Source organism: Streptomyces phaeolivaceus, assembly GCF_009184865.1.
In the GTDB taxonomy this organism is placed as follows: Bacteria; Actinomycetota; Actinomycetes; order Streptomycetales; family Streptomycetaceae; genus Streptomyces; species Streptomyces phaeolivaceus.
In genome coordinates this window covers 7,062,945-7,084,988 of record NZ_CP045096.1, presented here as the reverse complement: position 1 = coordinate 7,084,988, position 22,044 = coordinate 7,062,945, and the positions used below count along the sequence as shown (strand labels likewise).

Here is a 22,044-nt window from a genome sequence, read left to right as displayed (position 1 = left end):
CCTGTCACACTCGAAACCTCAGAGTGCCCCCTACAGGTACCGGGGAGGGGCGCCGCTCAACCTGGCCGGGCGCAGTCACGCCAGGGGCGCGGGGAACCGCGCGACCAGCCACGGCGAACCCGCAGCCGCCCGAGCACGGAACCCCCGCCCCCTCAGGTCAGGCGCCCGCTCTTCAAGCAACGCGCCCTACGGCTCCAGGATTCTCGGTGAGAGCGCCCCGCACGGCAGCAGCTCCACCTCCGCGCCCGCGTCCCGCAGATCCGTCAGCACGAGTTCGTCGTACATCAGCAGCCCCGTCTGCTCGGGCCAGACGATCGCCCAGAGCCAGAGGCCGAGCGCCTCCCCCGCGAAGACCGCGCGGTCGTCCGGTGTGCCGGTGACATGCCAGAGCGGTGTCGGCCGGCCCGCGGCGAGCACCTTCGCCTGGGGCGGTTTCTCCACGCTCAGATACGGCCCGGGGTCGGGTCCGTCGATGCCCGCGTACCGCGAGCCGAGGCCGACGCCGAGCTCCTCCGCGATGAGGACGAGTTCTCCGACGCCGCCGAGCGGGCCGGGTCCGGAGCAGGCGACGGCGGTGGCGCGTCCGCCGCTGCGGTCGTCCCCGGCGAACGCGGCACCCGTGAACAGCCAGCCCACCGGCAGCGGCCACGGCATCCAGACGGGCACCTTGGCGCGGTGCACCACGACGCTGAGGGCCTCGACGCTGGGCGGGATCACGGGCTGCAGCGGGTGCACCGTCCCGTGCGCGGCGCACTGCCAGGAATCGGCAAAGAGGCCGGGAGCCCTGACCCGGCCACCACACTTCGGGCAACTGGGTTCGCCCCTCATAGGGCCCAACGGTCCTCCCCGTGGTTCCTCGCGTCAAGGACGATCACCCGTCCGGCGTGAGCGCGTCACATTCCGCGCACGAACCGCGCACGAACGCCGGTCTCCGGGCGGCGGACGGTCCGTCGGACCGACCAACGGGATCAACTACCCACACGGCCAAGGGAAGCGGTGGTTTTCGGCCACCTGTCGAGCCGCCCCCGGTCACGTACGGCGTGCCGTCCGTCACATGGGGACGTCGGATCGGAGCGGTCCCGTCAGCCCAGGGAAGCCGACCCGCGCACCGGATCGCGAAGGTCGGTCCCCTGGGTGAGCCAGCGCTCCTGGAGGGCCTGGGCGCCGTGCACCCGCTTCCAGGCGGCCTCGTTGGCGGTCATCGGGAGGAGGGGCAGGAACCGTACGGGATCGGCGGGGGCGTCGAGTTCCAGGTCCTCGACCAGGCCGCCGGACTCGGCGACGAGCACGGAGGTGAAGGGGGCGCCGGGCCAGAGCGGGCCGCCCACGTCGAGGGAGGCGCCGGGGGCCACGATCACGCCCTCGACCTGCGGTGACGCGGCGAGCACGGCGAGCGGGCGGAGCACCTTGTCGGTGTCGGCGAGGCCGTGCCGTACGGACAGGACCAGCTCGGCGCGGGGACCCTTGACGGGGTCGGCGAGGACGGCGGTGGGGTCGGCCATCGGCTGGGCGGACATGCCGAGCGTGGCGTAGCGGACGACGTCGCCGTCGGTGAAACGGAGCACCTCGAAGCGGTCCGTGCCGAGGAAGGTGACCGCGGCGCGCGCGTCCGGTTCGCCCAGCGCGGTGCGCAAACGGGCCTCCACCAACGGAAGAACATCAGCCATGAACCGAGCATAGAACTCGTCAGGAACCGGCAAACGGGCGCCTTGACACTTCAGCCGACTGTTAGTCTGGGGCGCCGGTCGGGACAGCACGCGGGCAGCACACAGAAGCCTCGCACTCAAGGCTTCTCAAGTGTTTCTCAAGCCTTCGCGTCCCGGACCGAGAAGACTGACTCCCCTACGGGGAACCCCGGATGGGGTATGGAACGTCCCTCACGGGGGACCGGCCGGAGGAGGTGGGGCTGCGATGGACCGAAGTCGGCCTGGCAGTACCACCCGCTCTTCCGCGCGCCGAGTTCCGTAGCTCTTGTCGTAGCCGTAGTTCTCGCTCCGCTGGCTGCCACCCTCACTCGCGTCGTGCCGCTCGTCGGTCGTCGCGCATCGGAAGAGCACTTCTTTCCCGTCTTGATCTGAATCAAGCGCATCTGAATCACGCGAAGCTGTCACCGCGACGGTGCGGTGCTCCCCGCTTTGTGGACGTGCCAAACATCCGCAGTCAAAACGTCCCCATTCCGGGTAGTTCCAACCGTCGTCGGCGGCCTTTCGTTGCGAAGGAGCCTGCTCATGTCGATGATCCACAACCTGCGTGCCGCCGTTCGCCCGTCCCGTCCCTCGCGTCTTTCGCTGCGCAAGGACGGTGGCGTGTACGACGCCACGCGTCCGGCGGAGGCGGCGACGGCCGTCGTGGACTGCGCCGTCTACCGCGACGGGGCCCGCGTCGAGTTCGAGCGCAATCTGACCCCGCACGAGGCGATCCGTCAGGTGCGCCGGGACGGTGGCTTCGTCTGGATCGGCCTGCACGAGCCGTCGGAGGCCGAATTCGCCGGTATCGCGGCCGAGTTCGGGCTGCACCCGCTGGCCGTGGAGGACGCGGTGCACGCGCACCAGCGGCCGAAGCTGGAGCGTTACGACGACACCCTGTTCACCGTCTTCAAGACCATCCACTACGTCGAGCACGACGAACTCACCGCCACCAGCGAGGTCGTGGAGTCCGGCGAGGTCATGTGCTTCACCGGACGGGACTTCTTCATCACCGTCCGGCACGGCGGGCAGGGCTCGCTCCGGGCGCTGCGTCACCGGCTGCAGGACGACCCGGAGTTGCTCGCCAAGGGCCCCTCGGCCGTGCTGCACGCCATCGCCGACCATGTCGTCGACGGATACGTGGCGGTCGCGGACGCCGTGCAGGACGACATCGACGAGGTGGAGACGGAGGTGTTCTCCCCCGGGCGCAAGGGCACGCCCCGGGGCACCGACGCCGGCCGGATCTACCAACTCAAGCGCGAGGTCATGGAGTTCAAGCGCGCGGTGCTGCCGCTGGTGCGGCCCATGCAGCTGCTGAGCGAGCGGCCGATGCGGCTGATCGACCCGGACATCCAGAAGTACTTCCGTGATGTGGCCGACCACCTCGCCCGCGTCCAGGAGCAGGTCGTCGGCTTCGACGAACTCCTCAACTCGATCCTCCAGGCGAACCTGGCGCAGTCCTCCGTCGCGCAGAACGAGGACATGCGCAAGATCACGTCATGGGCGGCCATCATCGCCGTACCGACGATGGTGTGCGGCGTCTACGGCATGAACTTCGACTACATGCCGGAGACGCACTGGAAGTACGGCTACCCGGTCGTCCTCGGCGTCACGGTCGCGCTCTGCCTCGGCATCCACCGGACGCTGAAGCGCAACGGGTGGCTGTAGGCCGGCGGGGCGGGGCGTGGGGGCGCGGTTAGGCTGCCCCCATGACCGCCGACCCGCCGGGCGCCGACGCGCCGACCGCCGACGCGCTGTTCGATCAGGCCCTCGTCGAGGAGGCCACCAAGAAGTCCGGGCTCGTCTGGGTGCGGGGGCAGGGTGGCGTGTCACGCGCCCTGTGGCACGTCTGGCACGAGGGTGCGGCGTGTGTGGTCGGGGACGGTCCCGGTGAGCAGCCGCTGCCGGGGCTGGTCGACGGGGGATCGGCGGTGGTGACCGTCCGCAGCAAGGACAAGGGCGGTCGGCTGGCCGGCTGGACCGCCGATGTCGTCGAACTGGCCCCCGACTCCCCCGAGTGGGAGGCCGTCGTGGCCGAACTCAAGGGCAAGCGCCTCAACGCCCCCGACGGCGAGGCGATGCCGGCCCGCTGGGCCCGCGAGTGCCGGGTGCTCCGGCTGAAGCCGACGGGGACGACCCTCCCCCTGCCGGACGACGACCTGGCCGAGGCGCCGGTAGCGACGCCCGCGACCACCCGGCTGCCGATCCCGGCGGCGGTGCCGCGTCTGCTCTTCGGCCGCCGCAGGCGTGGCTGACCGCGGCTGCGGGCGTGGCTGACCGTCGCCGCGGTGGAGCGGGCCGAGAGACGCGGACCGGCTACGACGTGGGCAGCTGCTTGCCGTAGTCCACGACCGACTTGTCGTCCGGCTCCTCCAGGGTGAAGTCCTTGCCCCAGTCGGTGAGGAGGATGGTTCCGGCGTCGCCGGCCCGGACCAGGCGCAGGGGGTAGGGGGTGCCTTCGAGGGAGACGTCGAGAGTGCCGCCGGAGCCCTTGTCACCGGTGATGCGGATGGTGCGGGTGCCGGACTGCTCGTGGTGGCCGTCGGTGGACAGCGTGCCGTGCAGGGTGAGCAGGCTGTTGAGGAGGACGTCCTTGTCTGTGAAGCCGCTGAAGCGCTTGTAGGCCGGGTCGCCGGTCGGCACCTTCACATACATGCCGTCCAGCTTGTCCGCGGCGGCTGCCTCGGAGTCCTCGTCCCCCGCCGAGCCCTTGCCCGTGTCCTGATGGTCCCAGAAGTCCTTGTCGGCCTTGAGGAAGAGGTGCTCGCCGACCTTCAGCAGCCGGAAGGTGGACCCCTCGGACGTCACCGAACCGGTGCCGCCGTCCTCCTTCAGGCGCATGTCCAGCTTGTAGGTCCTGCCGTTGCTCACCACGGCCCCGGACAGCCGGACCGTGTCAGCCGCGGTGGCCGCCGCCCTGGTCGTGCTCTGGATCTTCGCCGGTTCCAGCTTGCCGACCCCGTTGGTGCCCTCGTTGGGGTCCTCGCCGCATCCGGTGAGCCCCAGCCCGCTCGCCACGAGGGTGCAGACGGCGCTCACCAGTGCGGCCCTTCGGGTACGGGGAATCACAGTCACAGGCGATGCACCTCTTCGTGGGGAGTCCAGGCGTACCGCAGAGTACCGGGGCCTCCGGCACACCTCGGAGCCAGTCCGTCCGGACCGCTCACCAGGGCATATCCGATCGGGACGGGCTAGCCTGAAGCCCTCCTCGGCGGACAATCCCCTCGCGACGGGAAGGAAAGGGGCGGCTCATGGCGGCGGTGGCGCCCCGGATCTTCGTCTCCCATCTCTCCGGCGTCGCCGTGTTCGACCCGAACGGCGACCAGGTGGGCCGCGTCCGCGATCTGGTGGCCATCCTGCGGGTGGGGCGCAAACCGCCGCGGCTGCTGGGTCTGGTCGTCGAACTCTCCACCCGCCGCCGGATCTTCCTGCCCATGACCCGGGTCACCGGCATCGAGTCCGGCCAGGTCATCACCACCGGTGTCCTCAATGTGCGCCGGTTCGAACAGCGGCCCACCGAGCGCCTCGTGATCGGTGAACTGCTGGACCGGCGCGTGACCCTGGTCGAGACGGGCGAGGAGGTGTCCGTCCGCGACATCTCGGTCCAGCAGCTGCCGGCCCGCCGGGACTGGGAGATCGACCGGGTGTTCGTACGGAAGGGGAAGGCCGGGGCCTTCCGGCGGCACAAGGGCGAGACGCTGACCGTGGAGTGGTCGGCGGTCACCGGGTTCTCCCTGGAGGAGCACGGGCAGGGCGCCGAGAACCTCCTCGCGACCTTCGAGCAGCTCCGCCCGGCCGACCTCGCCAACGTGCTGCACCACCTCTCCCCCAAGCGCCGGGCCGAGGTCGCCGCCGCCCTCGACGACGACCGGCTCGCCGACGTCCTGGAGGAGCTGCCCGAGGACGACCAGATCGAGATCCTCGGCAAGCTCAAGGAGGAGCGGGCCGCCGACGTCCTGGAGGCCATGGACCCGGACGACGCCGCCGACCTCCTCGCCGAGCTGCCGGAGGAGGAGCAGGAGCGCCTGCTGACGCTGATGCAGCCGGACGACGCGGCGGACGTACGCCGGCTCATGGCGTACGAGGAGAAGACCGCCGGCGGTCTGATGACCACCGAGCCGATCGTGCTGCGCCCGGACGCGACCGTCGCCGACGCGCTCGCCCGGGTCCGCAACGCCGACCTGTCCCCCGCGCTCGCCGCCCAGGTGTACGTGTGCCGGCCGCCGGACGAGACCCCGACCGGCAAGTACCTGGGCACGGTCCACTTCCAGCGGCTGCTGCGGGACCCGCCGTACACCCTGGTCGGCTCGATCCTCGACGACGATCTCCAGCCGCTGGACCCGGAGGCCGCGCTGCGCGCCGTCGCCGGGTTCTTCGCGACGTACGACATGGTCGCGGCGCCCGTGGTCGACGAGAGCGGCTCGCTGCTGGGCGCGGTGACCGTGGACGACGTACTGGACCACATGCTGCCCGAGGACTGGCGGGAGACGGAGTTCCATCTGCACGAGGACGACGGTCTCGTCGAGGACGAGGGGGCCCTCGATGGTTCCTGAGCGGGACAGGCGCGAGGGGCGGGACGGGCGGGACGGGAGGAACGCGGGGCGTGAGCGGGCGCACTCCAGCGCGGGCGTGCGCGAGCGCGCGTCGTCGTCCGGAGCGCCGCTGCGGGAACGCACGCCCACCGGCGCAACCGCCCGCCCGCGTACACGGCTCGACCAGCCGCTGCCGCGCCGGACCAGGTTCCTGCCCGAGTGGGACCCGGAGGCCTTCGGACGGCTCTCGGAGCGGATCGCGCGCTTCCTGGGCACCGGCACGTTCCTCGTGTGGATGACCGTCGTCATCATCCTCTGGGTGGTCTGGAACGTCTCCGCCCCGCGCGACCTGCGCTTCGACACCTACCCCTTCATCTTCCTGACCCTGATGCTCTCCCTCCAGGCCTCGTACGCCGCCCCGCTGATCCTGCTCGCGCAGAACCGCCAGGACGACCGCGACCGGGTCAACCTCGAACAGGACCGCAAGCAGAACGAGCGGTCGATCGCCGACACCGAGTATCTGACCAGGGAGATCGCCGCGCTGCGGATCGGGCTCGGCGAGGTCGCCACCCGCGACTGGCTGCGCTCGGAGCTTCATGACCTGGTCAGGGAGTTGCACGAGCACGACGGGGAGGGGCCGCGCGGGACCCGGACCGTATTCCCGCCGGAGCAGCCGCGCGGACGTGACATGGGCGACCGCTGACGGGCCTCCCAGGGGCCCCGCGCGGCGCCGTACCATCGTCCTATGGCTACGGAAGACGCGGTGCGTGAAGCACTGTCGACGGTGAACGACCCCGAGATCAACCGTCCCATCACCGAACTCGGGATGGTCAAGTCGGTGGAGATCGGTGCGGACGGAGCGGTCGCGGTCGCCGTGTACCTGACGGTCTCCGGCTGCCCCATGCGGGACACGATCACCCAGCGCGTGACCGATGCGGTCGCGCGCGTCGAGGGCGTCACCCGCGTCGACGTCGAACTGGACGTCATGAGCGACGAGCAGCGCAAGGAGCTGGCGGGCGCCCTGCGCGGCGGCCAGGCCGAGCGCGAGGTCCCGTTCGCCAAGCCGGGCTCCCTCACGCGCGTGTACGCCGTCGCCTCCGGCAAGGGCGGCGTCGGCAAGTCCTCGGTGACGGTGAACCTGGCGGCGGCGATGGCCGCCGACGGCCTGAAGGTGGGCGTCGTCGACGCCGACATCTACGGCCACTCCGTGCCCCGCATGCTGGGCGCCGACGGCCTTCCCACCCAGGTCGAGAACATGATCATGCCGCCGTCCGCGAACGGCGTGAAGGTCATCTCGATCGGTATGTTCACCCCGGGCAACACCCCGGTGGTCTGGCGCGGCCCGATGCTGCACCGGGCGTTGCAGCAGTTCCTCTCGGACGTCTACTGGGGCGACCTGGACGTGCTGCTCCTCGACCTCCCGCCGGGCACCGGCGACATCGCGATCTCGGTGGCGCAGCTGGTCCCGAACGCCGAGATCCTCGTCGTGACGACCCCTCAGCAGGCGGCGGCCGAGGTCGCCGAGCGCGCCGGTTCCATCGCCGTGCAGACCCACCAGAAGATCGTCGGCGTGGTCGAGAACATGGCGGGCCTGCCCTGCCCGCACTGCGACGAGATGGTGGACGTCTTCGGCACCGGCGGCGGCCAGTCCGTCGCCGACGGCCTCACCCGCACCACCGGCGCCACCGTCCCGGTCCTCGGCTCCATCCCCATCGACGTCCGCCTCCGCGAGGGCGGCGACGACGGCCGCCCGGTCGTCCTCTCCGACCCCGACTCCCCCGCCGGCGCCGCCCTGCGCGCCATCGCGGGCAAGCTGGGCGGCCGTCAGAGGGGCCTGTCGGGCATGAGCCTGGGAATCACCCCGAGGAACAAGTTCTAGGGCCACCTGCCGAAGCCTGGGGCCGCACACAAAGGGGCGCGGGGAACCGCGCGAGCAACCACGACGCACCCGCAGCCCCCAAAACCCACCGAAGCCCTACGGCGCTGAAGGGCACCCCCGCACAACCCGACGGTGCCCTTCAAAGCCCTACGCGTACCCCTCGATGTCCTTGATCACGGCGAAGCCGAGACCGTACGCGCTCATCCCTCTCCCGTACGCCCCCACATGCACCCCCTCCGAGGTCGACCCGGCCAGCACCCAGCCGAACTCGGACTCGCGGTAGTGGAACGGCGTGGGAACCCCGTCCACGGGCAGGGACAGCGTCGACCAGTCCTCCCCGGCGAGATCGTCGGCCAACACCCACGCGGCCTCGGTCTGCTGATCCAGCCAGTCGTCCCGCAGGGAGTGGTCCAACTGACCGGGCCAGGTGAAGGACAGCAGCCCCACGCCGGCGAGCCACGCCGCCGAGGAGACCGACGTGGCTTCCAGCAGCCCCGTACCGTCGGCGCTCCTGCGGGACGGATTCTCCGCGACGGTCACCACGACCGCGAACCGCTCCTTGACCTCGTCGTCCGACCCGGCGGTGTACTCGTTGCGCACCGAGGGCTCGTCGCCGTGTCCGATCGAACCGTGCTCGACGGCCCCTTCCGCCGACGTACCGACCTGCATCAGCCAGCGCGGCCCCGTGAAGGCCTCGTCGAGGCCGTACCAAGGGAAGGACGCCAGCAGATAGCCGTCGACCGTGCGACGGGCGGAGGGGAGCTGTTGTCCACCCTCCGCGGCCGACGCCTGCGCGCCTACCCGACTCGTCGTCTCCATGTGCCCGGACGCCTCCTCGCTCTCGACGGACCGGAGCGGCCGCCCGCCCCCCTCGGGCGTCGTCGCTCGCTCTCCTGCGGTCCGCACAACAACTGGGCAGCATAGCCACAGCTCTCCGAGCAGCAGGGAAAGCGCCCGGCGCGTGGGACGGCGTACGGGCGGCTTCGGGCCGTACGAGGGTGCGTGGCGGTATGAATCGCATCACGTACGGGGGCGCGGCGGCACACGGGCGTACGGCGCGGAAGGGCAGGCCGGAGGCCGTTACGGGCGGTGGACGGACATCCGGCGGCCCGGTGCGCGGCGGGCGGGCGCACGGCGGCCGGGGGTACGCCTCAGGTGGCGTCCATGTCGTACGGCGGACGCTCGACCTGCTCGGGCTTCTTGGTCATGTCGATGGTTCCGCCGGACGAGCCGGACGGGCCGGACGCGGCGGCCTCGGAGCCGGAGCCGATGGCGGCGGCCGAGGAGGAGGACGAGGACGACGACTCGGACTCGCGGCCGTGGACCGCGTCCGTCAGCTCGGCCATCTCCTTCTTCAGGTCGAAGCCGTTGCGGATCTCCTTCAGCCCCAGTTCGTCGTTGTCCAGCTGCTTGCGGATGAACGTCTTGGGGTTGAGGTCCTCGAACTCGAAGTCCTTGAACTCCGGGCCCAGTTCGCTGCGGATGTCCGCCTTGGCGCTGTCCGAGAACTCGCGGATCTTGCGGATGGTCCGCGTGACGTCCTGGATCACCTTCGGGAGCTTGTCCGGACCGAAGACGAGCACGGCGAGGACGACGAGCGTCACCACCTCGAGCGCACCTATGTCATTGAACACCTGAAGCTCCTTGCGATGTCCTCGGTCCCGATCCGCGGGCCTCGGCAGGTCTTCCGTGGTCCGGGCCGGATCCACGGTACCCGGCGATCCCGCGGAACCGGTACCGTCAGGCGCCTTCCGACCATGCCCGAACGACGGGTTTTCCCAGCTGTTTGCCTGACAGGAGGGGGTGCGGGACCCCCTCCTGTGAAGTTGCTGTCAGTACGGCTCCTCCGTCGTCCCGCCGTCGCGGCCGATGCCCGGCGGTCAGGCGCCGCCGGACGAGCCGAGGGTGAGGGTGACCGTCCGCTCCCTGCCGTCGCGCAGGAGGGTGAGTTCCAGGCGGTCGCCGGGGCGGTGGGCGCGGACCTTGACGATCAGTTCGTCGCCGGAGTGCACACGCTGGCCGTCGACCTCGGTGATGACGTCGCCCGAGCGGATGCCCGCCCGGTCGGCGGGGCCGCCCGAGGCCACCCCGGTGCCGTCGCCGTCACCCTCGTCGCCGATACGGGCGCCGTCGCCCGCGTAGTCCATGTCGAGGGTGACACCGATCACCGGGTGGGTCGCCTTGCCGGTGTTGATCAGCTCCTCGGCGACGCGCTTGCCCTGGTTGATGGGTATCGCGAAGCCCAGCCCGATCGAACCGGCCTGCCCGCCGTCCGACTCGGAGCCGCTGCCGGCCGAGCGGATGGCGCTGTTGATGCCGATCACCCGGGCCTTGCCGTCGAGCAGCGGGCCGCCGGAGTTGCCGGGGTTTATCGGCGCGTCGGTCTGCAGCGCGTCCACGTACGACACATCGCTGACGTCGCCGCTCTCACCGCCGGCCGTGATGGGCCGTTCCTTGGCGCTGATGATGCCGGAGGTGACCGTGTTCGCCAGGTCGAAGGGGGCGCCGATGGCGACGACCGGGTCGCCGACCTGGACCTCCTCCGAGTTGCCCAGGGGCAGCGGCTTGAGTCCGCCGACGCCGGACACCTTGACGACGGCCAGGTCGTAGCCCGTGTCCCGGCCGACGATGGTGGCCTCGGCGGTCTCTCCGCCGCTGAACGTCACAGATATGTCGCCGTTCGTGCCGGCGGGGTCGACGACATGGTTGTTGGTGAGGATGTGGCCGCGCTCGTCGAGCACGAACCCGGTGCCGGTGCCCTGTGCGCTGTCCCCGCTGACATGGAGGGTCACGACGCTGGGCAGGGCGCTGGCGGCGATCCCGGCGACGCTGTCGGGCGCCCGGTCCGTCACCCCGTCGCTGGTCTGCGGCAGTTCGATCGCCCCGACACCGCCGTTCCGCTCCAGATACGCGCCCACGGCTCCGCCGATGCCTCCGGCGACGACGGCGATCAGCAAGGCCCCCACCAGCAGGACCCGGCCGCTCCGTCGACGTGGCCGCGCCCCGTTCTGCTGCAACGACCCCGACCCGGCCCAAGGGTCGTAGTTCTGCCAGGGCCCTTGCGCCACCCCCGGCACACCGCGCGCGGGCTGCCCCCCGCCCGCGTAGGGAGGCGGCACGGGGTGGGCCGAGTCCCCGAAAGGAGGCGGTACAGGATGCGTCCCGCCCGCGTAGGGAGGGGCCACAGCCTGCGCCGAGTCCCCGAAGGGCGGCGGGCCCGGCTGCGACGGGTAGGCGTAGGAGGCCCCGGGAGGCTGGGGCGCGTGGGGATACGGCGCCGCCGGCCGGGCCGTCTCGGAGTACGCGGCCACGCCGGGCCCAGGCACCTCCGGGTGCTGGGCCACCGCCGCCGGCTGCGGGGTCGTCGGCGGTACGGCGGTGCCCTGGGCCGGGGTCCCTGCGTGCGCGGCGGCAGCCGCCGAAGGCGCTCCGGCGGACGTCGGGGCAACAGCCGAGGCAGCAGCCGAAGGCGCTCCGCCGCCCGCCGAGCCCGCCGCCACCGAGCCCCCCGCTGCCGTGGGCCCCAGCGCGTGCGCCCCCTCGTCCGTGGGCGCCCCCACCGTCACGGGCACGCCGTGCGCCGGTGTACCCGCCTGGGCGTCCGCGCCGTGTGCGGGAGTCGCCGCCCGGACATGCGTGCCGTGTGCGGGAGTCGCCGCCCGGACATGCGTGCCGTGTGCGGGAGTCGTCGCCGGGTGCTGGACCGGCGGAGCGGGCGCCCAGGGGCCGGGCTCGCCGTACGGCGGGGTGCCGTAGGGATCGGGGTCGTGCAGCGGCTTGGGGCGCTCAGAGGGCGCTCCAGGGGCGCTCAACGCACCTTGCGCGCCCACCGGCCGGGCATCGACGACAGCAGTGTCGGCGGACGAGCCGTTGGGCCCGGCCGGTCGCTCCAGTTCGAAGTCGCCGTCCAAGCCGACGGCGGCGTCCGCGTCGGCGGCTGCGGACGGCGTGGGGCCGGACCGGAGCGGAGCCTCGGCAACGGGACGGGCCAGTTCGAAATCGGAGTCCGAGTCGGAGTCCGAGTCCGATTCGGAGCCCGCGTCGGAGCCCGCGCCCGCGTCGGTGTAGATCTCGGTCCGGGTGGCGGCCTCGCCGGTGGCCGGCGTCGGGCGTTCCAACTCGAAGTCGCCGTCGGGATTTTCGCCACGAACCGCACTCGGGGGCAACCCGGCGGCTCCGGGAGGTCCCGTCGGTCCGTCGGCTTCCGCCGCCCCGAGGTGTTCCCCCGCCGTACCGTCCCCCGCGCCGTGCGCTCGGGGGCGGCTCCACCATTTCGCCTTCGTGGGCTTCCCCTCGTTCATGTTCTCCCCACACCTAGGGCCCGCCCAAGGACCGGCCCGCCGCCCACCGTTCGCCGAGTGCCGCGGGCCGGAAGCGGCCCGAGCGGACACGGCCCACTCTGGATTCAACCAGGTTCGCGGGCCGGTGCGCAGAACTCGGGGTCAGCGGAGGACGGGCGAGGTGGGTGTGGGAGACGAGGTGGCGTCGGGAGCCGTCAGCAGGCCCGGTCCGATCAGCTCGGGTGCCGGGGACCAGTCGGTCAGCTGCAGCGGAGGCGCGACGGTGAGCGGACGTATGAGCGGGGACATCACTGCGGCACCGGCCAGCACGGGCGCGGTGAGCGGATGGACCGCCCGGCGGTTCTGACCGGTCGGCGCGGGGATCCCGGGCAGCAGGGGCGCGGAGATCTCCGTCGGGGCGACGGGCACCTCGCCGAGGGACTGCTGACCCTGTCCGAGCAGCGGCCCGACGGATCCCCGGCGGCGCTGCGCCTCGGGGGGCGGAACCGTGCCCGAGGCCTGGGTGCGCAGCGGGGTGACATTGCTGCCGGCGCCGGCACCGCCCCGGGCGTCCGCCGTCTCGACGGGCATCCCGTTGGTCACGCCGCCGAGGGCGATCGCGGCCAGCGAGACCGCGCCCGCCGCGACGAAGGCGAACCGCATGCCGCGTGAGGCGGAGCGCTCGGCCTCCTGGCGGCTCACGTCATGGATCCGAAAGCCACGGTCGCCCGTGACCCCGCGGTCGGCTCTGTCGTCGGCCGCTCTCTCCTCTCGGTCGGCGCGGTCGTCCGTGTCCCCGGAGCCGGAGAGGTCGCGTCCGCCACCGCCCAGGAAGCCACGGTCGCCCAGCATTCCGCGGTCGCCCAGGAAGCCCCGCCCGCCCAGGAAGCCCCGGTCACCGAGGAACCCACGGCCGCCGGACGCTCCTCGGCCGCCGCCGAGCAGTCCGCGGCCCTCCGACGGCGTCAGCGCGCCGCCGTGTGGTCCCGACGGGAGGTATCCGAAGGAGTCGCCACCGGGTCCGAAGACGCCGAAGTCGGCGAGGTCCCGGGAGTCGGAGGGGTCCACGGGCAGACCCGGCCCGCCGGCCGTGCCCCCGAGTCTTCCTCCGAAGCCACCGGGCAGCGGTGAGCCGCCGTCGCCGTCGCCGCCCGCCGGGAGCATCTGGAGCCTGGCCAGGAAGCTCTCGGAGGGAGGTGGCGGGGCGACCTCCGCGAACACGTTCTTCAGGCGGCGCTGCTCGTCCGCCTCGGTCTTGCACTTCGCGCAGGTGGCGAGATGTGCCAGGACGCGGTCACGCGCCTCATGACCGAGCTCTCCGTCGACCAGGGCGGAGAGACGGTCTCCCAGGTGCTGCTCGGCAGGCGTAGGACGGGATCCACTCACGCGGTCGCGCCCCCTCCTCCCAGCACGGGCACCCGCGGCACCGTGAACCCGCGGCGCTGCTCGGCCCGAGCCTCCGGGGAGCGGTGCGCGAGGGCCTTGCGGAGCTGCGAGCGGCCACGGTGGATCCGGGACCGGACCGTGCCGAGCTTGACGCCCAGGGTCGCGGCGATCTCCTCGTACGACAGGCCCTCGATGTCACAGAGGACGACGGCGGCGCGAAACTCGGGCGCCAGGGTGTCGAGGGCCTGCTGGACGTCGGCGTCGAAGTGGGCGTCGTTGAAGATCTGCTGCGGGGTGGGTTCGCGGCTGGGCAGGCGCTCGGCCGCGTCGTCGCCGAGGGCGTCGAAGCGGATGCGCTGCTTGCGCCGGACCATGTCCAGGAAGAGATTGGTGGTGATGCGGTGCAGCCAGCCCTCGAAGGTGCCGGGCGTGTAGGTCGACAGAGAGCGGAAGACGCGGACGAAGACCTCCTGGGTGAGGTCCTCGGCGTCGTGCTGGTTGCCGGTCAGACGGTAGGCGAGCCGGTACACACGGCCGCTGTGGGTGCTGACGATCTCCTCCCAGGTGGGCGGAGTCCACGCCTGTGCGTGCGCGTCCGTGGTGAAGGTCGCGGTCTGTGCGACGGCGGCGTGGCTGTGGTCAGCGGTGTCGTTCACGGATTTCGGCCTGCCCGCCGATCCGAGAAAGCGCCGCAGCACTCCTCCCCGATCCACAGGCGCAGCCGCACCTCCCCTGTCGGCTCTGGTGGTGTCCAGCGGAGCCCCTACCATAGCCACCTCGCCCGTTAGCTCCGGATAAGCGGTTTTATAAGAAATTGATGTACGCCGATCCGGCCCATATGGCCGATCCGGCTCATAAGGCTTGGTCAGCACCTGCGTGGACACCTGCGTCGATGCCCGCACCTGCTCGCCGGTCCGATCCATCCCCTGCCCCCCGTCGCGGCCCCCGTCACTCACTCATCCCTTTAAACGACCGGTCCCATCAGCAGGTTCCCGACGGCAACGGATACAGTCACGCCCAGGCAACCACGGGGACATAAGGAGAGGGTCATTACCGGCAACCGGCTGACGAGCTGGGCGTTCGCCGACGCCTTTGTCGCCGAGGACGACGCGCTGCGCTGGGCCCGCGAACGGGCCCGGGAAGCAGGGCTGCGCTCGGTGTCGCCCGGCACGGGCGCCGCGCTGCGGGTGCTCGCCGCCACCGTGGACGCGAAGGCGGTGGCGGAGATCGGGACCGGGACCGGTGTCTCCGGGATCCATCTGCTGCACGGTATGCGGCCGGACGGGGTGCTGACCACCGTGGACCCGGAGCCGGATCACCAGCAGTTCGCCCGGCAGGCGTTCCGCGCGGCCGGCTTCGCCAGCAATCGCGCGCGCTTCATCCCGGGCCACGCGCTGGACGTGCTGCCCCGGCTCGCGGACGCCGGCTACGACCTGGTGTTCTGCGACGGCGACCGGCTGGAGTCCCTCGACTACCTCGCTGAATCGTTGCGTCTGCTCAGACCCGGTGGCCTGGTCGCCTTCGAGGGTGTCTTCGCCAGTGGCCGCACGGTCGACTCGAACCCGCAGCCGACCGAGGTCATACGGCTGCGGGAGCTGCTGCGCACGGTCCGGGAGAGCCCCGAGCTGGTGCCCTCACTGCTCCCGGTGGGCGACGGCCTGCTGTGCGCGGTCAAGCGCTGAGGCACCCTTCTTGGGCCCGTCCGGGCCCCCTGTCCCACCCCCGGTACAACAGCGCCCCGGCACCGCCGAGTGCGGCGGTGCCGGGGCAACTGAAAGGGTATGGTCGCTACGCGCGTCAGCCGACGACCTTCTTGAGGGCGTCGCCGAGGGCGTCGGCCTCGTCCGGGGTCAGCTCGACGACGAGCCGCCCGCCGCCTTCGAGCGGAACGCGCATGACGATGCCCCGCCCCTCCTTGGTCACCTCGAGCGGGCCATCGCCCGTCCGCGGCTTCATGGCCGCCATGCTCGTACCCCTTCCTGAAACCAGCTCATCGCCAAGCCGACGGCCCGGGAGGGCAGGCGCGTGCCCACCTGGGGACACGCGACACCGGCATCGAACACATTGCTTCCAGGCCATTATCCCGCATCTCATGACCCGATGACCAACATCGGTCGGCATCGCTTGGGCAACGCGCGCGAGCAAAACCACCCAATTCGGCGATGTGACTGCGATACTGCGCCGCCGCACGGTCCCGGGTCGGCGCTCGGCCATTGGTGATTCTTTGACGCAGGTCACACGTCCGCCACCGGTCAGGACCCGGGAACTCCGCCATGCTGTGCTGTGACAGAGGCGTACTGACCAGTACGTCACCAGCTGCGTCACCAGCCGCGACACCGGAGGGGAACCGCCATGGCCGACACCGTGCTCTACGAGGTGCACGACGGACTCGCGACGATCACGCTCAACCGCCCCGAGGCGATGAACGCGCTGAACATCGCGACGAAGGTGGCCCTGCGGGAGGCCGTGGAGTCCGCCGCCGGGGACGACGCGGTGCGGGCGGTGCTGCTGACCGCCGCCGGGGACCGGGCGTTCTGTGTGGGGCAGGACCTGAAGGAGCACATCGGGCTGCTGGTCGAGGGCTCGGGCGAGGTCATGAGCACGGTCAAGGAGCACTACAACCCCGTGGTGAAGGCGCTCACCGAGATGCCGAAGCCCGTGGTGGCCGGGGTGAACGGGGTCGCGGCCGGCGCCGGCCTGGGGTTCGCGCTCGCGGCCGACTACCGGGTGGTCGCGGAGACGGCCTCCTTCAACACCTCCTTCGCCGGGGTCGCGCTCACCGCCGACTCGGGGGTGTCCTGGACGCTGCCGCGGGTGATCGGCCCCGGTCGGGCCGCCGATCTGCTGCTGTTCCCGCGCAGCATCAAGGCCCAGGAGGCGTACGAGCTGGGCATCGCGAACCGGCTCGTGCCGTCCGCCTCGCTGCACGATGCCGCCGAGCAGGTGGCGCGGATGCTGGCCTCGGGGCCGACGGTGGCGTACGCGGCGATCAAGGAGGCGGTGGCGTACGGGTTCTCCCACACGCTGGCGGAGACGCTGGAGAAGGAGGACGAGCTGCAGACCCGGGCGGGGGCCTCGGAGGACCACCGGATCGCCGTACGGGCCTTCGTGAACAAGGAGGAGCCGAAGTATTTGGGGCGGTGACGGCCGGAGCCTCCTAAACGGGCGCGCTTCTCGCCACGCATGTCTCCAAGTGGTCGTTCACCAGGCCGCACGCCTGCATCAGGGCGTACGCCGTGGTCGGGCCGACGAAGCGGATGCCTCGCTTCTTGAGGGACTTGGACAGGGCGGTGGACTCGGGGGTGACCGCCGGGACGTCCGTGAGCGTGGTGGGGGCCGGGCGGGTCGTCGGGTCCGGGGCGTGGGACCAGATCAGTTCGTCCAGTTCGCCCGGGGCCCAGGTGGTCAGCTCGCGGGCGTTGGCGATCGTCGCCTCGATCTTGGCGCGGTTGCGGATGATCCCGGGGTCGCCGAGCAGGCGCTCCTGGTCGGCCTCCGTGAAGACCGCGACCGAGGCGATCTTGAAGTCGGCGAAGGCGGAGCGGAAGCCCTCGCGGCGGCGCAGGATGGTGATCCAGGAGAGACCGGACTGGAAGGCCTCCAGGCAGAGCCGCTCGTACAGGGCGTCGTCGCCGTGCACCGGGCGGCCCCACTCCTCGTCGTGGTACGCCACGTAGTCCTCGGTGGACAGCGCCCATGGGCAGCGCAGGCCTCCGTCGGCGCCGGCCAGGGCGGTGCCGTCGCTCATCGGTGGTCGCCCTCCTCCGGCTTGTCCAGCGAGATCGCGTGCGGCACCCGGGCGCCCGCGAGCGCGGACTCCAGGTCGGCGATCCGGGCGTCCCGCTCGGCGATCTCGGCGCTGAGGCGGCCGAGGGCGTCGTCCACGTCCACCATGCGGTAGCCGCGGACGGCGAGCGGGAAGCGGAGCGCCTCGACGTCCGCGCGGTTGACCGGGCGGTCCGCCGGCAGCGGATCCTGGAGCCGCTCGCCCTCGGCCTCCGGCAGCACCGCGTTGTCGCCGCCGCCGACGACGGCCAGCGTCACCGCGGCGACCACGACGGCGAGCGCGACGACCAGGAACAAGAACATGAACATCGCTGGGTCCCCTCGACTGTGTTCGGCTCCGATCGTGCCATGCGAGTCTGACAGTTAAGGTCGCAGGCGGTCGGGCAAGGCCGCCGATCCATGGAACGTACTGGGAGAGGTCACAGCGGATGCTCAGGCTGGGCAAGCGGGAATTCGGCCCGCACGAGCCGGTGATCATGGCGATCGTGAACCGGACGCCGGACTCCTTCTACGACCAGGGGGCCACCTTCCGGGACGAGCCGGCGCTCGCGCGCGTGGAGCGGGCGGTCGCGGACGGCGCGGCCATCATCGACATCGGCGGGGTGAAGGCCGGGCCCGGTGAGGAGGTCACCGCGGCGGAGGAGGTGCGGCGGACCGTGGGGTTCGTCGCGGAGGTGCGGCGGCGGTTCCCCGAGGTGGTGATCAGCGTCGACACCTGGCGGCACGAGGTCGGGGAGGCCGTGTGCGAGGCCGGGGCGGATGTGCTCAACGACGCGTGGGGCGGGGTCGATCCGCGGCTCGCGGAGGTGGCGGCGCGGTATCGGGTGGGGCTGGTGTGTACGCACGCGGGTGGGGCGGAGCCGCGGACCCGGCCGCATCGGGTCGAGTACGACGATGTGATGGCCGACATTCTCCGGGTGACCGTGGGGCTGGCCGAGCGGGCGGTCTCGCTGGGGGTGCCCCGGGAGTCGGTGATGATCGATCCGGGGCACGACTTCGGGAAGAACACGCGGCACAGTCTGGAGGCGACTCGGCGGTTGGGGGAGATGGTCGCCACCGGGTGGCCGGTGTTGGTGTCGTTGTCCAACAAGGACTTCGTGGGGGAGACGTTGGATCGGCCTGTGAAGGAGCGGGTGGTGGGGACGTTGGCCACGACCGCGGTCTCCGTGTGGTTGGGGGCTCAGGTGTATCGGGTGCATGAGGTGGCGGAGACTCGGCAGGTGGTGGAGATGGTGGGGGCGATCGCGGGGTGGCGGGGGCCCGCCGTCGCGCGGCGGGGGCTCGCCTAGGTCTTTCTCGCCCCCGCGCCCCTGACGGGGCGCGGGGAGAAGCCGAGGACTACCTGCCCGCCTCCTTCGACACCAGGGCCACCGCCTCGTCCACGTCGTCCGTGACGTGGAACAGGGAGAGGTCCTTCTCCGAGGCCTTGCCCTGGGCGATGAGGGTGTGGGTGAGCCAGTCGACCAGGCCGCTCCAGTAGGACTCGCCGAAGAGGACGATGGGGAAGCGGGTGACCTTCTGGGTCTGGACGAGGGTGAGGGCTTCGAAGAGTTCGTCGAGGGTGCCTAGGCCGCCGGGCAGGACCACGAACCCTTGTGCGTACTTGACGAACATCATCTTCCGGACGAAGAAGTAGCGGAAGTTGAGGCCGATGTCGACGTACGGGTTGAGGCCCTGTTCGAAGGGCAGCTCGATGCCGAGGCCGACGGAGGTGCCGCCCGCCTCCAGGGCGCCCTTGTTGGCCGCCTCCATCGCCCCGGGGCCGCCGCCGGTGATGACGGCGAAGCCGGCCTCCACCAGGCCGCGGCCGAGCCGGACGCCCGCCTCGTACTCGGGTGAGTCGGCCGGGGTGCGCGCGGAGCCGAAGACGCTGATCGCGGGCGGCAGTTCGGCGAGCGTGCCGAAGCCCTCGATGAACTCCGACTGGATGCGCAGCACCCGCCAGGGATCGGTGTGGACCCAGTCCGAGGGGCCGCCCGCGTCCAGCAGCCGCTGGTCCGTGGTGCTCGCCTGGACCTGGCCGCGTCTGCGCAGCACCGGTCCGAGCCGCTGCTCCTCCGGTGGCTGCTTCTTGCCCTCGGGGTTGCCGGTCGCCATGTCCGCTCCCTCCGCCGTGCTGGTGGTTCACCTCAGCGTAGATCCATACGGGTTACGGACGGGGGACCTGAGCGTGTCCGCCGCGATCCGTCGCGATCCGCCGCCCGGGACGGCTCATGACATCAGCCAGGACCTCAGGCGTTCCTCGCCCGTCAGGATCTTCGCCGTCTCCACCCGTTCGTCGCGCCGGTGCGCCAAATGGGGGTTGCCGGGGCCGTAGTTGACGGCCGGGACGCCGAGGGCGCTGAAGCGGGAGACGTCCGTCCAGCCGTACTTGGGCCGGGCGGTGCCGCCGACGGCCTCGGTGAAGGCCAGGGCCGCCGGGTGGGAGAGGCCGGGCAGCGCGCCGGGGCTGTGGTCGTCGATGGTGAACTCCTCGACCCCGCAGTCGGCGAAGACCTCCAGGACGTGCGCGATGGCCTCGTCCTCCGTGCGGTCGGGCGCGTAGCGGAAGTTGACCGACACCACGCACGCGTCCGGGATGACGTTGCCGGCGACGCCGCCCGAGATGCCGACCGCGTTCAGGCCCTCGCGGTACTCCAGGCCGTCGATCACCGGGTGGCGGGGCTCGTAGGCCGCCAGCCTCGCCAGGATCGGGGCGGCCGTGTGGATGGCGTTGGAGCCCATCCAGCCGCGGGCGGAGTGGGCGCGCTCGCCCTTCGTCCTCAGCAGCATCCGCAGGGTGCCCTGGCAGCCGCCCTCGACCTCGCCGTCCGTGGGCTCCAGGAGGACCGCGAAGTCGCCCTCCAGCCACTCGGGATGGGCCTCGGAGACATGCTTGAGGCCGTTGAGGTCGGCGGCGACCTCCTCGTTGTCGTAGAAGACGAACGTCAGATCGCGGTTGGGGGCCGGGACGGTGGCCGCGATGCGCAGCTGGACCGCGACGCCGGACTTCATGTCGCAGGTGCCGCAGCCCCACAGGACGCCGTCCTCGTCGAGGCGGGAGGGGACGTTGTCCGCGATGGGGACGGTGTCGATGTGGCCGGCCAGGATCACGCGCTCGGCACGGCCGAGGTCGGTGCGGGCGACGATGTTGTTGCCGTACCGGTCGACCGTGAGGTGCGGCAGGGCGCGCAGGGCGGTCTCGATCGCGTCCGCGAGGGGCTTCTCGGTGCCGCTCTCGGAGGGGAAGTCGACGAGCTGCGCGGTCAGCCGTGCGGCGTCCAGCGTGAGGTCAATGGGGGTCTCGGCCATGTCCCCGACCCTAACGCGCCGCCGGGGCGAGGCCGCCCGGCGAGTGGATCGGATGTCTCCCGCCTCTGTGTTCACAAGTCCTGCACGTGGGCCATTACTCTCCAGTACCTTGGACCGCGTGCCAGAGCCGTACCCCTTCCCCCCAGGTCCCCGCCCTCGCCGTCGCGGCCGTCGTGTGCTGCAGTTCATGGCGGCCTTCGTCGTGCTCGCCGCGATCGGGGCGTATCTCACCGTGCAGTATCTGACCGGGGGGAACGGCACACCGCGGTGCGTGGTCGTGTCCGGGACGGACGACGGGACGACGTACGAGTTCACGCCCGAGCAGGCGGCGAACGCGGCGACGATCTCGGCGGTCGGCACCTCGCGCGAACTGCCCGAGCGGGCCGTGACGATCGCGCTGGCGACCGCGCTCCAGGAGTCGGGCCTGCGCAACATCGCGCACGGCGACCGGGATTCCCTCGGCCTCTTCCAGCAGCGGCCCTCGCAGGGCTGGGGCACCGAGCAGCAGATCCAGGACCCGGTGTACTCGGCGGGCGAGTTCTACGAGCATCTCGTGAAGGTCGCCGACTACGAGCAGCTGCCGCTGACGGTGGCCGCCCAGCGGGTGCAGCGCAGCGGCTACCCGGAGGCGTACGCCAAGCACGAGCCCGACGCCACGCTGCTCGCCGCCGCGCTGACCGGCCGGTCGGCGGCCACGCTGACATGCGAGGGGCGCCGGGACACGACCGGCACCGGCACCGCCTACACGGGCGGCCCGGACGCCGTGCGCGGCGCGCTCGCGCGGGACTTCGGGGACGACGCGTTCGAGGCGGCCGGGGCGGTGGTGAGCGCCGAGGACGGCGCCTCCGCGCAGGCGAGCCCGACGCCGACTCCGAGCGTCTCCCCCGTCGCCGGCACGGTCACCGTTCCCCTCAAGGACGCCGGGGACGCGAGCCAGGTCCGGCAGCGCGGCTGGGAGCTGGCGCACTGGGCCGTGGCCAACTCCTCCCGGCTGGGCGTCGAGCGCGTCACGTACGCGGGCCGGGAGTGGGTCGCCGAGGGCCGGGCCGGGGCATGGCGGAAGGCCGAGGGAGTGCCGGCCTCCACGGCCGAGGTCCGAATCGTCACTGGACAGTAGGCCGCGCGGCTCACCCGTGCGGGGTATGCGCGGCGCGTCGAGTGGACGGGGTGCGCGGGTTCTCACCCGCTCACCCCCGTCTGCCGGA

At 71.8% G+C, this 22,044-nt stretch carries 22 protein-coding genes; 9 read left to right on the top strand and 13 right to left on the bottom strand.

All coding sequences use genetic code 11. The annotated features are described in order from the left end of the window. Positions 1 to 186: 186 nt before the first annotated feature. Positions 187 to 828 carry a DUF6758 family protein gene (locus tag F9278_RS32855; protein WP_152171539.1) on the bottom strand — a complete coding sequence of 214 codons (642 nt, stop codon included), beginning with the start codon at positions 826 to 828 and terminating at the stop codon, positions 187 to 189. Between the two features lie 254 nt (positions 829 to 1,082). After that, on the bottom strand, positions 1,083 to 1,667 hold the full coding sequence (locus tag F9278_RS32850; RefSeq protein WP_152171538.1) for a suppressor of fused domain protein: 585 nt from the start codon (positions 1,665 to 1,667) through the stop codon (positions 1,083 to 1,085). A gap of 561 nt (positions 1,668 to 2,228) precedes the next feature. On the opposite strand from F9278_RS32850, the gene F9278_RS32845 reads away from it, so the two are divergent. Continuing rightward, positions 2,229 to 3,353: a magnesium and cobalt transport protein CorA gene (locus tag F9278_RS32845; protein ID WP_152171537.1), complete on the top strand. Its 1,125-nt coding sequence runs from the start codon at positions 2,229 to 2,231 to the stop codon at positions 3,351 to 3,353. 41 nt (positions 3,354 to 3,394) lie between these two features. Further along, positions 3,395 to 3,940: a hypothetical protein gene (locus F9278_RS32840; RefSeq protein WP_152171536.1), complete on the top strand. Its 546-nt coding sequence runs from the start codon at positions 3,395 to 3,397 to the stop codon at positions 3,938 to 3,940. 61 nt (positions 3,941 to 4,001) lie between these two features. Here F9278_RS32840 and F9278_RS32835 read toward each other — a convergent pair whose 3' ends face one another. After that, positions 4,002 to 4,760: a hypothetical protein gene (locus F9278_RS32835; RefSeq protein ID WP_152171535.1), complete on the bottom strand. Its 759-nt coding sequence runs from the start codon at positions 4,758 to 4,760 to the stop codon at positions 4,002 to 4,004. Positions 4,761 to 4,936: 176 nt separating this feature from the next. Here F9278_RS32835 and F9278_RS32830 point away from each other — a divergent pair, with 176 nt between their 5' ends. From F9278_RS32830 to F9278_RS32820, 3 genes are read left to right on the top strand one after another with little or no spacing between them, the layout of a single operon-like run. Further along, positions 4,937 to 6,238: a magnesium transporter MgtE N-terminal domain-containing protein gene (locus tag F9278_RS32830; protein WP_152171534.1), complete on the top strand. Its 1,302-nt coding sequence runs from the start codon at positions 4,937 to 4,939 to the stop codon at positions 6,236 to 6,238. Continuing rightward, the gene (locus F9278_RS32825) at positions 6,228 to 6,920 is read left to right on the top strand and encodes a DUF1003 domain-containing protein (RefSeq protein WP_226967061.1); all 693 of its coding nucleotides are present in this window, start codon (positions 6,228 to 6,230) and stop codon (positions 6,918 to 6,920) included. Before F9278_RS32830 ends, F9278_RS32825 begins: the two co-directional genes overlap by 11 nt. Before the next feature lie 42 nt (positions 6,921 to 6,962). Next, positions 6,963 to 8,096 (top strand): Mrp/NBP35 family ATP-binding protein, encoded by a 1,134-nt coding sequence (locus F9278_RS32820; protein ID WP_152171533.1) that lies wholly within the window; start codon positions 6,963 to 6,965, stop codon positions 8,094 to 8,096. A 147-nt stretch (positions 8,097 to 8,243) separates the two neighbouring features. Here F9278_RS32820 and F9278_RS32815 read toward each other — a convergent pair whose 3' ends face one another. From F9278_RS32815 to sigE, 5 genes are all read right to left on the bottom strand, one after another. Further along, positions 8,244 to 8,915 (bottom strand): hypothetical protein, encoded by a 672-nt coding sequence (locus tag F9278_RS32815; protein ID WP_193241736.1) that lies wholly within the window; start codon positions 8,913 to 8,915, stop codon positions 8,244 to 8,246. Positions 8,916 to 9,247: 332 nt separating this feature from the next. Further along, positions 9,248 to 9,730 carry a sec-independent translocase gene (locus F9278_RS32810; protein ID WP_152171531.1) on the bottom strand — a complete coding sequence of 161 codons (483 nt, stop codon included), beginning with the start codon at positions 9,728 to 9,730 and terminating at the stop codon, positions 9,248 to 9,250. A 246-nt stretch (positions 9,731 to 9,976) separates the two neighbouring features. Continuing rightward, positions 9,977 to 11,926 (bottom strand): S1C family serine protease, encoded by a 1,950-nt coding sequence (locus tag F9278_RS32805; protein ID WP_226967349.1) that lies wholly within the window; start codon positions 11,924 to 11,926, stop codon positions 9,977 to 9,979. A gap of 612 nt (positions 11,927 to 12,538) precedes the next feature. Then, positions 12,539 to 13,762, bottom strand: coding sequence for an anti-sigma factor family protein (locus F9278_RS32800; RefSeq protein ID WP_152171530.1), 1,224 nt, complete (start codon positions 13,760 to 13,762; stop codon positions 12,539 to 12,541). After that, positions 13,759 to 14,460 carry an RNA polymerase sigma factor SigE gene (sigE, locus tag F9278_RS32795; RefSeq protein ID WP_086755380.1) on the bottom strand — a complete coding sequence of 234 codons (702 nt, stop codon included), beginning with the start codon at positions 14,458 to 14,460 and terminating at the stop codon, positions 13,759 to 13,761. The genes F9278_RS32800 and sigE overlap by 4 nt, the downstream gene beginning before the upstream one ends. 282 nt (positions 14,461 to 14,742) lie before the next feature. On the opposite strand from sigE, the gene F9278_RS32790 reads away from it, so the two are divergent. Then, positions 14,743 to 15,444, top strand: a complete 702-nt coding sequence (locus F9278_RS32790; RefSeq protein ID WP_319023149.1) for an O-methyltransferase — start codon at positions 14,743 to 14,745, stop codon at positions 15,442 to 15,444. 115 nt (positions 15,445 to 15,559) lie between these two features. Here F9278_RS32790 and F9278_RS32785 read toward each other — a convergent pair whose 3' ends face one another. Next, positions 15,560 to 15,727, bottom strand: a complete 168-nt coding sequence (locus F9278_RS32785) for a DUF3117 domain-containing protein (protein WP_003966491.1) — start codon at positions 15,725 to 15,727, stop codon at positions 15,560 to 15,562. Between the two features lie 387 nt (positions 15,728 to 16,114). Here F9278_RS32785 and chcB point away from each other — a divergent pair, with 387 nt between their 5' ends. Continuing rightward, a complete protein-coding gene (gene chcB, locus F9278_RS32780; RefSeq protein WP_152171528.1) occupies positions 16,115 to 16,906 on the top strand; it encodes a 2-cyclohexenylcarbonyl CoA isomerase in 792 nt (263 codons plus the stop codon). Between the two features lie 13 nt (positions 16,907 to 16,919). Here the strand turns inward: chcB and F9278_RS32775 are convergent, their stop codons facing one another. Next, on the bottom strand, positions 16,920 to 17,510 hold the full coding sequence (locus tag F9278_RS32775; protein ID WP_152171527.1) for a DNA-3-methyladenine glycosylase I: 591 nt from the start codon (positions 17,508 to 17,510) through the stop codon (positions 16,920 to 16,922). After that, positions 17,507 to 17,857, bottom strand: coding sequence for a DivIVA domain-containing protein (locus F9278_RS32770; RefSeq protein ID WP_152171526.1), 351 nt, complete (start codon positions 17,855 to 17,857; stop codon positions 17,507 to 17,509). Before F9278_RS32770 ends, F9278_RS32775 begins: the two co-directional genes overlap by 4 nt. 119 nt (positions 17,858 to 17,976) lie before the next feature. On the opposite strand from F9278_RS32770, the gene folP reads away from it, so the two are divergent. Next, a complete protein-coding gene (gene folP / locus F9278_RS32765) occupies positions 17,977 to 18,837 on the top strand; it encodes a dihydropteroate synthase (protein ID WP_152171525.1) in 861 nt (286 codons plus the stop codon). Positions 18,838 to 18,886: 49 nt separating this feature from the next. Here the strand turns inward: folP and F9278_RS32760 are convergent, their stop codons facing one another. Beyond that, entirely contained in the window at positions 18,887 to 19,645 is a 759-nt protein-coding gene (locus tag F9278_RS32760) for an LOG family protein (RefSeq protein WP_152171524.1), read from the bottom strand. 114 nt (positions 19,646 to 19,759) lie between these two features. Then, entirely contained in the window at positions 19,760 to 20,839 is a 1,080-nt protein-coding gene (dapE, locus tag F9278_RS32755; protein ID WP_152171523.1) for a succinyl-diaminopimelate desuccinylase, read from the bottom strand. Positions 20,840 to 21,026: 187 nt separating this feature from the next. Between dapE and F9278_RS32750 the strand changes: the two genes are divergently transcribed. Beyond that, complete coding sequence (locus F9278_RS32750) at positions 21,027 to 21,956, top strand: heavy metal transporter (protein ID WP_226967060.1); 930 nt, start codon at positions 21,027 to 21,029, stop codon at positions 21,954 to 21,956. Positions 21,957 to 22,044: the final 88 nt, after the last annotated feature.